The 13813-nt window shown below is 43.1% G+C and carries 10 protein-coding genes and 1 tRNA gene; 8 read left to right on the top strand and 3 right to left on the bottom strand.

The features are described from left to right. Positions 1 to 47 precede the first annotated feature (47 nt). The 6 genes from dapA (at position 48) to BOP93_RS07135 (ending at position 4979) form a co-directional block, all read left to right on the top strand. Positions 48 to 926, top strand: coding sequence for a 4-hydroxy-tetrahydrodipicolinate synthase (gene dapA / locus BOP93_RS07110; protein WP_104502054.1), 879 nt, complete (start codon positions 48 to 50; stop codon positions 924 to 926). Between the two features lie 17 nt (positions 927 to 943). Beyond that, positions 944 to 2059, top strand: a complete 1116-nt coding sequence (gene bamC, locus BOP93_RS07115; RefSeq protein ID WP_057723052.1) for an outer membrane protein assembly factor BamC — start codon at positions 944 to 946, stop codon at positions 2057 to 2059. A 4-nt stretch (positions 2060 to 2063) separates the two neighbouring features. Then, positions 2064 to 2822 carry an MBL fold metallo-hydrolase gene (locus BOP93_RS07120; protein WP_104502055.1) on the top strand — a complete coding sequence of 253 codons (759 nt, stop codon included), beginning with the start codon at positions 2064 to 2066 and terminating at the stop codon, positions 2820 to 2822. 27 nt (positions 2823 to 2849) lie between these two features. Further along, entirely contained in the window at positions 2850 to 3563 is a 714-nt protein-coding gene (purC, locus tag BOP93_RS07125; protein WP_065886242.1) for a phosphoribosylaminoimidazolesuccinocarboxamide synthase, read from the top strand. Between the two features lie 83 nt (positions 3564 to 3646). After that, positions 3647 to 3736: transfer RNA gene (locus tag BOP93_RS07130), tRNA-Ser, on the top strand. A gap of 346 nt (positions 3737 to 4082) precedes the next feature. Next, positions 4083 to 4979: a hypothetical protein gene (locus BOP93_RS07135; protein WP_104502056.1), complete on the top strand. Its 897-nt coding sequence runs from the start codon at positions 4083 to 4085 to the stop codon at positions 4977 to 4979. A gap of 255 nt (positions 4980 to 5234) precedes the next feature. Here BOP93_RS07135 and BOP93_RS27290 read toward each other — a convergent pair whose 3' ends face one another. The 3 genes from BOP93_RS27290 to BOP93_RS07145 form a co-directional block, all read right to left on the bottom strand. Beyond that, entirely contained in the window at positions 5235 to 6668 is a 1434-nt protein-coding gene (locus BOP93_RS27290) for a hypothetical protein (RefSeq protein WP_157943453.1), read from the bottom strand. A gap of 457 nt (positions 6669 to 7125) precedes the next feature. Next, positions 7126 to 7650: a hypothetical protein gene (locus BOP93_RS27295; protein ID WP_157943454.1), complete on the bottom strand. Its 525-nt coding sequence runs from the start codon at positions 7648 to 7650 to the stop codon at positions 7126 to 7128. Between the two features lie 11 nt (positions 7651 to 7661). After that, entirely contained in the window at positions 7662 to 8204 is a 543-nt protein-coding gene (locus tag BOP93_RS07145; RefSeq protein ID WP_162303208.1) for a hypothetical protein, read from the bottom strand. A 115-nt stretch (positions 8205 to 8319) separates the two neighbouring features. Between BOP93_RS07145 and BOP93_RS07150 the strand changes: the two genes are divergently transcribed. Together BOP93_RS07150 and BOP93_RS27300 are read left to right on the top strand one after the other, a co-directional pair. Beyond that, entirely contained in the window at positions 8320 to 11073 is a 2754-nt protein-coding gene (locus tag BOP93_RS07150; RefSeq protein WP_104502059.1) for a hypothetical protein, read from the top strand. Positions 11074 to 11151: 78 nt separating this feature from the next. Then, positions 11152 to 13797, top strand: a complete 2646-nt coding sequence (locus BOP93_RS27300) for a hypothetical protein (protein WP_157943455.1) — start codon at positions 11152 to 11154, stop codon at positions 13795 to 13797. Positions 13798 to 13813 lie beyond the last annotated feature (16 nt).

Genomic DNA, 13813 nt, shown 5'->3' on the forward strand with positions numbered 1-13813 from the left:
TGGCGCCAGTACCATTACGGCTCTCTTTTTCCGGCAGGAGCGGTTGCATGATTGCGGGCAGTATGGTGGCACTGGTCACACCCATGGATGCACAAGGTCGTCTTGACTGGGACAGCCTGGGCAAACTGGTGGACTTCCACCTGCAAGAAGGCACCAACGCCATCGTGGCGGTCGGCACCACCGGTGAGTCGGCCACCCTCGACGTGGAAGAACACATCCAGGTAATCGAGTTCGTGGTCAAGCGCGTCGCAGGCCGCATCGCCGTGATCGCCGGTACCGGCGCCAACTCGACGCGTGAAGCGATCGAATTGACCAGGAATGCCAAGAAGGCCGGCGCCGACGCCTGCCTGCTGGTAACGCCGTATTACAACAAGCCGACCCAGGAAGGCTTGTACCAGCATTTTAAGGCCATCGCCGAAGCCGTCCAGATCCCTCAGATCCTCTATAACGTACCGGGTCGCACCGCGTGCGATATGAAGGCCGAGACGGTGATCCGCCTGTCCACCGTGCCGAACATCATCGGCATCAAGGAAGCCACGGGCGACCTGCAGCGCGCCAAGGACATCCTGGCCGGCGTCAGCAGCGACTTCCTGGTGTATTCCGGTGACGACGCCACCGCTGTGGAACTGATCCTGCTGGGCGGAAAAGGCAACATCAGCGTGACCGCCAACGTGGCCCCGCGTGCCATGAGCGACCTGTGCGCCGCCGCCATTGCCGGTGATGCCGTGACCGCACGCGCGATCCACGAGAGGCTGATGCCGCTCAACAAGACATTGTTTATCGAATCCAACCCTATTCCCGTGAAATGGGCGCTGACTGAAATGGGCATGATGCCGGACGGTATCCGTCTGCCGCTCACCCGTCTCAGCGAAGCCTTTCACGAACCGCTGCGACAGGCCCTGCGCCAGTCCGGCGTCCTGGTTTAATTGAGGAAGCACTACGCATGAAGCGATTGGCCGGACTTTCCGCACTTGCCTTGATTATCTCCAGCACCAGTGGCTGCGGTTGGGTATGGGGCCCGGAAGGCTACTTCCGTGACCGCGGCAGCGATTACCTGGAAGCACAAGCAACCAAACCGATGCAACTGCCGCCTGACGTGAGCGTCGCCAAACGCCTCGACCCGTTGCTGCCAATTCCGCGCAATGTCGCCGACGACACCGTCAAGGGTGAATACGTGGTGCCACGTCCGCAGCCGATCACGGCAGTGGCTGATGCCAGCGACTACAGCTTGCAGAAGAGTGGCGACAACCGTTGGATCGTGGCGCAGCGCCCACCCGCCGAAGTCTGGCCGGTGGCGGTGCAGTTTTTCCAGGACAATGGTTTCCGCATCGACGAGCAGCGCCCGCAAACCGGTGAATTCACCACGGCGTGGCAGCAAGGCCGTGAGTTGTCCGCCAACATGGCCCAGCGCCTGCTGGCCGGCGGTGTAGCCGCCGACAGCGAAGCCCGTGTACGTGTGCGCATCGAGCCAGGCGTACAGCGCAATACCAGTGAAGTCTATGTGGTCAGCGCCGAGCGGCCTGCCGGCAGCACGGCCAGCGTCGATTTCACCCCGCGCTCGGTCAATACCGGTGTCGACGCCGCGCTGGTCGACGAGATGCTGGCTAGCATGAGCCGCATCTCCGAGAAGGGCGGCTCGGTTTCCCTGCTCGCCGCACGTGATTACGATACCCCTAGCCGCGTCAGCCTCACCGAGGATGGCAGCGGCAACGTGGTGCTGAACCTGGGTGAAGACCTGGACCGTGCCTGGGCCAGCGTAGGTCGCGCCCTGGAGCAAGGCCCTTGGCGCGTTGAGGACATCAACCGCAGCCTGGGTCTGTACTACATCAACGTGGCTGAAAAGGCCGAGAAAAAAGACGACGAGCCAGGTTTCTTCGGCAAATTGTTCGGCAGCCAGCCGACCAAGGAAGAGGTCGAGACCCGCGCCGAGCGTTACCAGGTTCGTTTGAGCAAGGTTGGCGAGAGCGTGCAAGTCACCGTCGAGAAGAACATCAACACTGTCGCGCCGGCTGAAACAGCGCGCAAAGTGTTGGGCGTGATTCAGGACAATCTGGGCTGATCCGATGCGTTTTGCTGTTCTCGGTAGTGGTAGCCAAGGGAACGGCACGCTGGTCGCCCATGACGACACGTACATATTGGTCGATTGTGGTTTCTCGTTAAGAGAAACCGAGCGGCGCCTGCTGCGCCTGGGGGTTCACCCCGCGCAGCTGAGCGCGATTCTGGTGACCCACGAACATGCCGACCACGTGCATGGCGTGGGTTTGCTGTCTCGGCGCTACAATCTTCCGGTGTACTTGAGTCGCGGCACGTTGCGCGGGATGCGCAAACCCATTGAACCCGCAGGTTTCCTGGCCGGTGGCGAGCAACTGCAGATTGGTGCCCTGAGCATCAATGTTGTCGCCGTTGCTCACGACGCCCAGGAGCCGACGCAATATGTGTTCAGTGACGGCGAGCGGCGCTTCGGTGTGCTCACCGACCTGGGTTCCTACTGCGCCAAGGTGCTGGACGGTTACCGCGACCTCGATGCCTTGATGATCGAGTCCAACCACTGCCGAGATTTGCTGGCTCGCGGTCATTACCCCTACTTTCTCAAGCAGCGGGTGGGCGGCGAACTGGGACATTTGAACAACCACCAGGCGGCGTACCTGGTGTACGAGTTGGGCTGGCAAGACCTGCAACACCTGGTCCTGGCTCACCTCAGCAGCAAGAACAACCTGCCGACGCTTGCCCGGCAATGTTTCGTCGACACCCTCGGGTGCGACCCGGACTGGCTGCAACTGGCCGATCAAGATTCAGGGCTCGACTGGCGCCACATCGCCTAGCCCACCTCACTCAAAGCGGAGCCCATCATGGAAAAACGTGAAGAACTCTACCGCGGCAAAGCCAAGTCGGTGTACAAGACCGATGACGCCAACCGCCTGATCCTGCTGTTTCGCAACGACACCTCGGCGTTCGACGGCAAGCGCATCGAACAGTTGGACCGCAAGGGCATGGTGAACAACAAGTTCAACGCCTTCATCATGCAGAAACTCGAAGAAGCCGGCGTGCCGACCCAATTCGACAAACTGCTGGGCGATAACGAATGCCTGGTCAAGAAGCTCGACATGATCCCGGTCGAATGCGTCGTGCGTAACTACGCCGCCGGCAGCCTGGTCAAGCGCCTGGGCGTGGAGGAGGGCCTCAAGCTCAACCCTTACACCTTCGAGCTGTTCCTGAAGGACGACGCCAAGGGCGACCCGTTCATCAATGAATCCCACGTCGTGGCGTTTGGTTGGGGCACCGCTGAACAACTGGCACGCATGAAAGAGTTGTCCCTCAAGGTCAACGACGTGCTGAGCAAGCTGTTCGACGACGCCGGCCTCCTGCTGGTGGACTTCAAGCTCGAATTCGGCGTATTCCACGATGGCTCCATCGTCCTGGGCGACGAGTTCAGCCCGGACGGCTGCCGTCTGTGGGACAAGGACACCAAGAAGAAGATGGACAAAGACCGCTTCCGCCAGGGCCTCGGTGACGTCATCGAAGCCTACGAAGAAGTCGCCAAGCGCCTCGGCGTACCGCTTTAATCGACGCAAGCATCTGATAGCACGGAAAAAAATCGCCTTTGGGGTTTGCTTCCGTGAAACACACTGTTATGATGCGCGCCGTTGGAGAGATGCCAGAGTGGCCGAATGGGACGGATTCGAAATCCGTTGTACCTTCACCGGTACCTAGGGTTCGAATCCCTATCTCTCCGCCATTACAAAAAACCCTTATAAATCAAGCACTTATGAGGGTCGGTTTTGAGATTTCTGTAGCAAACTTCTGTAGCAAAATTTGTAGCAAATATTTTTACAGAAAAGCTCAAAACCATACGAAAGAAGCCCTGATCTACGGATCGGGGCTTTTTTTTGCTCAAAATTTGACCAGTTGCTTTGGTCTGTCTTCTCGATCCAGTCAATGCACCTTGCTACAGAATTTGCTACAGAATCTAAGCCCTTCCTGAGAGCCTGGAGGCGCTTTGCTATGCCGGTGGTGAAAAGGGTAGGCTTGCACCAATAGAACGTTATGTAGAGCCTTACAGGCTCGTTTTTGAGGATTTTCTGATGGGGATTCAGCCAGCTTTGAGTTTAGCCGAGATTTATCAATTTATTGAGTTGAGCAATAAACTTGATGTTGAATTTTCGAATTCAAATGGGGAGCTATTAACAACGTATGAAGATTGTTTCTTTTGTAAGTCAAACAATCCGCTTGGATTCGCGTTCGCCATAATGTCAGACAGTAAATGTCTTGAGTTTTATGTTACTGAAAAAGATAGGGTGGATATTTTTATACTTGATTTGGGCGATGACAAGCCTTCTAAAATGGGCAGGTCAAAATACAAATCGGAAATCAGGGTAAATGAAATATTAGGTGATGTTGTTGTAATTGACTTTGAAATGGAAGATTTCAATTTAAAGTTAAAAATAAAACAGCATAAGCTAAAAATGAATCCTGAAAGGATGAGTCATTATATTTCAACAAAGGGTGATTCTCTTAATCTGAAATATTTAGCGGCAAGAAATATCATTGAGCGTATGAAATGGGATTCAATGCGTAGAGAAGTAAGTCTAGCTGGGATTGAAAACAAAGAGATAACACAGTTTTGGGATAAAATCGGTCTTTACTCCATGAATATTGGAGGCGCGGATGAGTTTTCAGTTGAATATGTAAATATTGGAGGCGGCGAATCAAAAAGCTTGTTAATCAATCTCGTTGATGAAAATAATCAGATCCCAATAATTGGTGAATACACTTCACTCGGTTATAGAGTTAGTATGATGGGTGATGATATATTGCGTTTGAAAGCTGCTGAAGTGAAGCGATTTGAAGACCATGAGGAAATTATTTATTTTTTCGATGAAAATCCAAACGCTGTAGCTTTGCATATCGCAAAAGATGGTCCGGGAAAGGCAGGTGATTATGCTTATGAAATGTTTACGGCAATAATTTATCAAAATTAATTCGGTTTTGTTTTTGGGTTTTGATACAAGTTTTTTTAACCTCACATTTTTTTGTCGTGCAAGTCTCTCGTTCTAGATAACAGCACGGACTTGTCTCACAGAGAACACTATGATTAACACTGTTTTACAAAGTTTAAGCATGAGGACGCTAAAGATTGGTTTAATGAAAGATTTGGCGGTTGATTTTGGTTCCGAGCCTTTGATTTTTATTTAGATTTTAAGGCTCATTTTTTTTGTGTCATGCAATCTCTCGTTCTAGATAACAGCACGCACTTGTCTCACACTACTTTCATTAGTATCTTCTACTATTAACCCTGCCTTAACCCTTCTATAATAAGTAGGTCTAGAAATTCCTAAAGCTTCCCATGGCTTAGATTTTGAAACTGAATTCCCTAAATATTCTTCTCTGCTAATAGCTCCTTTCTCTCTTCTTCTTTGCATTTCTCTTGCTCTATGTCTTTCATCACGTTCTTCATCATCAATGATAGTTTTCATTTTCGATTGTTCTTCTTCATTGATTTGAAAAATGTTAATCAACGTGCTGTTTTTAGGTGTGTATAAAGGAACGTAAAATTTACCGTTAAAAACAACGTGTTCCCCTGCAATTTGATCTTTCATCTTCTTCAGAACAGAAAGCAATTCAGACAAATTATAATCACCATCTTCAAAAAGCAAAGCAGCCTCTTTCTTTGCTTCTTCGTCAAAGTTATTTAGGTCTACTTGTCCAGCCAGTGCTTTGAAATTCATAATCCACATCAGGAAATGCATTCTCATACCAGTAACATTGCCGCGCATTTTATAAAGTCTTTTCAGATCAAGGTAACGTTGAGTGTTGAGACTCAATAAACCTTTCTTCTGAAAGCTGGCTTTGTTTCCTTTTGAAGTATTATTAACGGCAAGGCTTAATTTTACTCTTGCGAATTCTTCTTCAGGTGCAACTTCTTTAACTGCTTTCACCTTCTGAATACGAATCTTTTTGACCTTTTCCTTTTTAACTCTTTTTTCTTTGATTCTTGCGGCTGGCGGTGCAGGTACTAATTCAGTAAGCAATAGATGTAATTTGCTGAATGTGTGTCTGTTGCACGTAGGCAATGGAAGGTTACGAGTGTACGTTTTTGCACCAGTGTGCAAGGTGCCTTCAAGCCTGAACACGCGCGATAGATCTTTAGCTGCGGTATCACTACCAAATTTTCTCAAAAGCACCTGTAGCGAATGCTGAGCGTCTTCAAACTGCTTGATATTCGAGAAGTTCGCCCTTGCTGGTTCATCGAACAACCATTTCAATTGAAGTCCACGTCCGCTGAATAGCGCAAGGGTAGGGTTTGGTAGGTGGAATTTTTCACATTCAGCTAATACAAGCTCTAAAATGGCTTCTGGCTGCATATCCTTATATTCAGTTTTATAAGTATCTAAATCAGTGAAGAAGCATGTGATGTGTGAGCATTGAGTTTTCTTTCTTCCGAAAGAGAAAAATCTGTTTATAGTAATATAGGTATCGTCATGCGGATCAAGGTTTTCAAGAACATCACGCAATTTTGACATAGGGTACGTGAATTGCTTTTTGTCCTTTCCTCTGAGTATGGAAAAGAAACCTTTCTTGCAATCGCCATGGAGCAATAAAGTTGCAAAATATTTTTCATTAAAGCTTGTTTTTTCTACAGAAATGGTAGACTGATATTGTAAGTTCATCTGTTGTTTAATTTTGTGGTGATTTTAGTATAACATTTGAAACGTAAACACAAGCCCCTAACGGGGCTTTTTTATTGACTTTATTATAGTACGCCAATCCTGTTGAACTGTTTATGAGCCGCCAAGCAATATTTTTTGATTATGATAAACTGAAATTAACAACAACCATTCTCTAAAATGAAAGATAAAAAGCAGAAATACAACGGCTATCAGGGCTTAAAGGTTAGGCAGTACAAATACAGCATTGAGAAGAAAATAAAGAAGCACCTATCAAATATGCAGATTCAGAGGTTTTTTGAAAGTGATGAAGTGGAAGCAAAGATATTTTTGACAAGAGCCTAAAAACATAAATCAAAATGTTAATCTGTGAGTATGCATAGTTAATTTCATGTTTTGGCTCAGAGAGTTCTAGGAATGCTCTCTACATTGTGCATAAGAAAAGCACCCATAGGGTGCTTTATCTGTTTGTAGAGAAATGCATTATAATTAAGTCTTCATAATCCATTAAAAAATCATAAAAGTTATCACAAGCCGTTGTGTTTTTCGGATTCAAGAAATAGAACTCTAGAAGTTCTTCGTATTCAAATTCAAACCCTTTCATTGTGAAGCTAATTTCATGGTCTTGATCAATCGGGCTGAATGACCATTCAAATACATCAGGTCTATATAGGCTTTGAGTAGCTACCATCAAAAAACAAGTACCCCTTGTAAAATTCCTTTTGTTAAGTATTAAGTAATGATACTGAATATCTTGCTCTTTAAGATTTGGTTTAAAAGCTCCAATGAAGCAGGTTCTTATCTGAATGTCTTTAGCAAATATATCTCGTCTTTGTAATTCTTGGATAAGATTGTCCTTTAACCATTCCCCAATAAATTTAGATGCAAATGGCGAAACGCTTGGTGCATGGGGAGTATAGATATATTCAAATTCTTCACGTTTACCATAGATTGGATCAAGTCTGGTGTTTATTACTTTGTACATTATATAGCCTCTTATTTAATTATTTTGGTTAGTAAACCGTCTGTAGCGGTTCTGAATTTAGTTTTTGTGGAGCTGCCGGGATTGAAGATCACGTCTCTTCTTTTGCGTTCTACGCGATATTTCAAATTTGAAAGTAACAAGAAACACAGAATTAATATGCTTGCTAAAAGTGATGGAAGTATTAGCTGCGCAAAAGCCCCTGCTATGGGTATACCTGATTGCAACTGAACGATTAAAAAGAGCAACAAGCCAAATTGGAACGTAGAAATAATCCCCCCAATTACCAAGGGAAGGATTGTTTTGTTCTGAATGTAAGGATTATCGCCATTACGAATATTGAAGCCCAAAATGAATGCGTAAATAAATACAGGGCTGAAATAACAACTGACAATGCACATCAAATATAGCTTGATGACTTTATTATAGCCTTTTTCATACAGGTTTCTTTGATGGATTAATGCAACGATTGTGTTGTTTTTCGCTTCGTCAATTTCAGCTTCCGTTAATTTCGAAGGGTCAAAATCTGGATCTAATAGTGTGATACTCATTTTCAATGTGTTTGTCTGTTACTACTATAATAACAAATGATAGAGAATTTGCTTTGAATGAGTGGGTATATATTCCCACTGAAAGAATCTAATTGCAGGTTTGGGCTTCAAGCAAAAAAATATGCAAATGTTAATATTGAAATATCAGACAAACACATTAAAAATGAGCGTCACAATTAAGGCAGTATTTCTTTCAATCCTCTTTTCATTTTCATTTCATGCCTATTCGGCTGAAAACGTGAATTTCAACAAGTGTGGCTATATAGATAACTCAGATCAAATAGATGGGGATTCCGGGCGTCTTTGTGCTGAAAACAAAAGCGTTATGCTAAAGACGGCGCTGTTTGGAGATATGACACAAATAGGATTGCAAGAAGGTGTAGACATTGATAGCTATGATTCTAGATTCAATTCCTATAACCCAGCCATTCAGAATTTCATCTTAAAAACTAACAAGATTATTAGCAATGCTGTGAAATTCGTTTATCAGTGGATGTGGGTATTTGGTGTCTTGTCTTTGATTCAAATTCCTATAAAAACACTTTTAGATGTTGCAAGTGGTGATTATCTTGAAAGGTATAATTGGATTTTGGAAGTAGGAGTTCCTATTTTATTTATTGCCCTATGTTTGCCGTTTATTGGTCCCGGCGCTAATTATTCAGCATTGTCATATCTTGTATCTTACTCAGACAATCATGGTTTGATGAATGAACAAGGATTTATGAACAATCAGATGGCTGCTCAACAAAGGGCTGGTTTGGAAGTTAATAAGCCTAAATTGGCTACTTCTACTCAAGCACAAATTGACAAGTCAATAAAGCAAGATGAGATTACACAAGGTAAACAAACCTACGGCATGGCTGAAAATATCATAGACGGTATTTCTAATAAAAGCATGTTTGAAGCTGTTAACTCACGCCAGTTAAACACAGTTTTCAACAAGAAGAATGCTAGTTTGATTTCTACTAAAATCTTCAATGATCCAGCAATGACTATCAAGGCTGTTGGTTCTAATTACGAATTCTCTGCTTTTAATCCAGAAGATCCGGCTGCTTTGGTTTATCAATCCGATTTAATCACTATTCCTAACGCCTATTACAAGGCTTCTTCAGTTTATAAAACAATGAACGAAATTGGGTACTCTACAGATTACGCTAATAATGATGATATTAATCAAGCTAAATCAAGAAGCGACCAGTTAGCAGAAGCGTTAAAAAATGCTCCTTCACTTGTAGATAGAGAAGGTGAATATAGGGCTGTGATTAACACTGCTAAAACCATTTATTATACAGACGTTAGAGCAAACTGGATTCGTAAGAAAATCCCTGATTTGTTGGGTCAAACTTTCAAGCTTAATATGCTTGCCCTTAACGCAATGTGTGCTGATGATAAATCTTTAAGAATGAAAGCAGAGCATTACATCAAAAACGAAAGTGGCTCTGTAGACTGCGTTGGAGAAGGCAACTCACTGTTAGGTACTGACACTGCAGAGTCTTACCAAAAAGCGTATGTAGTGGCTCGTAAAGAGCTTGTAGACGGTCTTTATACTGATCTTATGGATCTCAACACTAGCTATATGGAAGCAATGCAAACTGAGCAATTGAGCAAAATGTTTGAACAGACAATACAGTGCGGTGCATTCTGTTTCTTCAATAACTATAGAACAATGAGAAACCTAACGGCTTACCAAACTGTTGTACTAAAGAATTTCAATGCTACACCATTTATCGGCTTGTTTGAGACAAACGCAAAGGGTGATTATCTTGATACTGCTTATTATCAGAGCATTGGTAGAACAATAGATTCTGAATTGCGCATCGAAAATTATTTGAAAGACCAATTGAAAGTGGTTTCGGCTGGATTGCCGGTGATGGATGGTGATGCTGTGGTTCAAAAAGCCATAGTTCAGAACGGAATTTCAGGAGGCCAGGACAACGATTTATTAAAAGCAAATGGCATGAACATGGAAATGCCTGACGTTCAATTTAAAAGAATGTTAATGTCAGATCAAGACGTTGTTCGTAGCTATTATATCTATTGCCAAAGTATTCTAGAAACAGCTTCAAAAACCTTAACAGTAGGTTTGACGATTAAAGCGGCTGCGATTACTGGTATCAGTGTTTTAGAAATGAAACAGAATGGCGCAAAAACCGATGACGTTGCACAAGTTGGTAAAGTAAAAAAAGGAAAGGGTAAACGTTCAGGATTTGACTTTCAATCGTACCTAATCGGTTTGGATGGAATTGCTGATTTATTAATGAATGCCGTTTTGTATGCAACGATGTTTGCAATTTCAGGTATGTATTTGATCCTAACAGTTACTTCATACATTCCTCAGCTTCTTTATATTCTTTCAAAATTATGGATTTGTTTTTCAATGGTGTTTGTTGTTTTAAGCGCTGTTACAGCTTTAAGAGCAAATGACCTAAATAACTTGACAAGAATCAGAAATAACATAGTCGCTATATTGATGATGCCTTGGATCAGCGGTACAGCAATATTAGCAATGTTCGTTGCAAACGTCGAGATTTCAAGCATTGTTACTCAAAGAGTTCTTTTAATTGTCTATATGTATATGGGTGATATGATCGGCGGTTTTGCTTTGAATAAATACATAATGCTCATTGTAATCTTGAATGTTTCTATCTACTGCATACAGCTAACATCATTAACATTCATGTTAGATATGATTAGCAAGTCCTTTAAACGATTAGGCATTGATAAACATAGTTCATTCGTTACCAGCACAATCAATTCGCTTGATGCTATGGTTGCTGTACTTAATCTTATGACAATGGGCGGGTACAGATTAGGTCAAGGTTTCATGGGCGGATTGATTAAAAGATTCAACTACAAAAGAGCCATCAAGTCCTAACGGATTTGGTGGTGGATGGGTGTTCAAGAAATTTTCTATAGAAGTGTTAACATGAAAGTATCTAATATATGAACAGCAATGAAATCAATCATTTTATATTTACTGCTAGCCTTTGGCGCATTTTCAAATGTCGCTATGGCACTACCAAATCCTTTAGAACAAGCCCAAATTAACCGACAGGTTGAAGGCGAAAAGACAGTTACTGAAAGACGTTTAGAAGGGATTTTCCCACTCATAGAATCAACCATCGGTTGTGTAGGTACTCAATCAGTTAGGAATTTTTCAATTGTGGGATTGCCTTTATTTCACGGCGAATGGGAATGTATTACCGTAGACAATATGTTCAATAGCGGTGCTGCTCTACCAATGAACGGTGGTAATGATTTGAACTATGAATTTATCTATAAATTCACTGGCGCTATCATTGCAATTCTAATAGCTATTATAGTGTTAAAACTTTCCTCTGGTCATAAACATTCAAAGAGTCAAAAAAAGGGAATGGCTTTTTCTTTCGTGTTCTTCGTTGTTATTCTAGCCGTTGCTTGTATTCCATATTATAAAAATGACAAAGGCGAGAATGCTTATAGCCTTGCTGTGATTGGTTATCTTGCCTTTACAGCTTTTGCACTTGAAGGTGCTAATCAATTTCTAACAAGTAATGCGGAGTTGAACCAAACTGATTATCCATTTATTAGCATTCCTGCCAACAAAGGACAAAAGACAAATGACGTTGTTGAGTTGATGCAACACCTATTATGTAGGGCGGATAATATCAATATTGGCGCTTCTAGATCTGGTGTTTTCAAGCTGATGCGTGATTCTGATACGTACAGTATTTTCAGTCAGTTTGGAGATTGTACTTTTGACATGAGCATGAATTTGAACATGGAAACTGTAAATCTTGAATCAAAGGTTGGATTGCCAAAAACGTATACTGCTTTTACTGATAAAAAGGTAGGTGAGATATTTACAAAGCTTGTTCAAGATTCTAGTAACGTTGTAGATCATGTGTTGAGTTCAAGAGGGCGTAAACCAAAAGAAGAACCTGAAAGCTTCGTTGCGGAAAATTTCACCTGTGCTAATAGGCTTGATTATCCCGTAGATAAATTATCGTATTACGGAATGACTGATTATCTCTATGCTGCTGCTGAATGTGTTCAAAACGATATGGTTCAAGGTTTTTCACGTTACCCAAACATTGATGAAGATGTTTATGGAAAAGTTTTGAAAGGGCGTTTGGTTCATTTATGTGAGCAAAACACTTACTCAAATTCTGTTGCTGGTGGGGGTATTTCTGATGAAGACATGGACACAACACCATCACTCAGGAAACCTGGAGATTCTCTAAATTCGATACAGGCTAAGGCTGCTGCTTGTGTTACTTCAATGTGTTCAGACGCAAGTTCTCCATACGTTTGTTCTGCTTCAATCAATTACTATGCAATGACTGCAGGGAATAGACATTTAACAAATCCTAGTATTATCACACTGCCAGCCTATTTTATTTCGCAAGAAATTCAGTCAAGCAAATTTGCGGATGATGGTCAATCATTGTTGAATTCATTGACAATGACTAGCAGTACAGCAACAAGCCTTTTGGATTCTTCAACTGAATTGAATATGACAACAGTTGCCAGTATTCCTTTTACTGTGGGAGTTAGAAATACAGGTATTGCAAGGGCACAAGACATTATTCAGCCACAAGTTTTGGCAATCTCAACAGCTACACAAATGCTACAAAGTCTGAAAGATTGGGGTCAGATCGGTGATGATGGTTATTTCGGTGAAAAATACACAACGGAATGTATGAGTTACCCAAATCAGATTTCACCTAACAAATACAACTGTGGTTCTGTCTTCCAGACAATTCACCTCCAAGGAGAACGTTGGTTAGCCGCTGGGGTTGAGTTGAAAATCATGGCTGCTCTATCAAATTCCAGACGTAAAAGCGCCGTAGAGAAGGCTGAAGAGACTGCTGTGATAGGGGCTGTGAAGACTGGATTACAGAACGTATCAATAGCTGGAACTGCTTCAATCATCGCTAAAATTGTAGGTGCCAAAGCTCTTGATTCGTCTGTACAGAACAGTTATTCAGAGTACGGCAATCACCTAACACCTGTTGCTATGTCAGGGCTTGCCGTGGCTATGGCGGTCCCTGAGTTCGCTTCATTCATCAGTTCAGTAGGTAGCACGTTGCAGGCTATGGGCGCATTCGCTGCTTACGCCCCACAACTGATAGTGGTAATGACAAATCTTGGTGTGATGTTGAGCGTTCTGGTTGGATTCGTTTATTTCACTTACACTTTCATGCTTTATTTTATAATACTTCTTTCTAATAATAATGGTGTAAACCCAACAACTGACTGGTTCAAACCATTGGATGAATTCACAAGAACATTCTTTGCGATTCTTATGTATCCTGTAGTTTTCACAATCTGCATTGCTTTTATATCTGCAATTTTCATATTCCAATTATTTGACGTTACTTCAATGATTCAGATTTCAAACGGAATAGATTCTGATTTGGGTAATTTTTCGTCAATAGCAAACGTTCTCGCATTGCAATTTATAAAGATGGCATTACCAATATTTTTGATTGGCTCAATTTTGAAAGTCGCAAGAAATACACCCAACATCATAAATGGGCATATTTTTGGTAACGTAAAGGATTGGAATGAAGCTGATGATGATTATTCAATAGCCTTGAAGAAATTGAATTTATAATATCGAACGCAAAAAA

This window comes from Pseudomonas orientalis (assembly GCF_002934065.1).
Classification (GTDB): domain Bacteria; phylum Pseudomonadota; class Gammaproteobacteria; order Pseudomonadales; family Pseudomonadaceae; genus Aquipseudomonas; species Aquipseudomonas orientalis_A.

Bases quoted from the DNA above. Each gene is read 5' to 3' on its own strand.
- dapA (WP_104502054.1), top strand. From the start codon at position 48: ATGATTGCGGGCAGTATGGTGGCACTGGTCACACCCATGGATGCACAA.
- BOP93_RS27295 (WP_157943454.1), bottom strand. From the start codon at position 7,650: ATGTACAAAGTAATAAACACCAGACTTGATCCAATCTATGGTAAACGT.
- bamC (WP_057723052.1), top strand. From the start codon at position 944: ATGAAGCGATTGGCCGGACTTTCCGCACTTGCCTTGATTATCTCCAGC.
- purC (WP_065886242.1), top strand. From the start codon at position 2,850: ATGGAAAAACGTGAAGAACTCTACCGCGGCAAAGCCAAGTCGGTGTAC.
- BOP93_RS07135 (WP_104502056.1), top strand. From the start codon at position 4,083: ATGGGGATTCAGCCAGCTTTGAGTTTAGCCGAGATTTATCAATTTATT.
- BOP93_RS07150 (WP_104502059.1), top strand. From the start codon at position 8,320: ATGCAAATGTTAATATTGAAATATCAGACAAACACATTAAAAATGAGC.
- BOP93_RS07120 (WP_104502055.1), top strand. From the start codon at position 2,064: ATGCGTTTTGCTGTTCTCGGTAGTGGTAGCCAAGGGAACGGCACGCTG.
- BOP93_RS27290 (WP_157943453.1), bottom strand. From the start codon at position 6,668: ATGAACTTACAATATCAGTCTACCATTTCTGTAGAAAAAACAAGCTTT.
- BOP93_RS27300 (WP_157943455.1), top strand. From the start codon at position 11,152: ATGAAATCAATCATTTTATATTTACTGCTAGCCTTTGGCGCATTTTCA.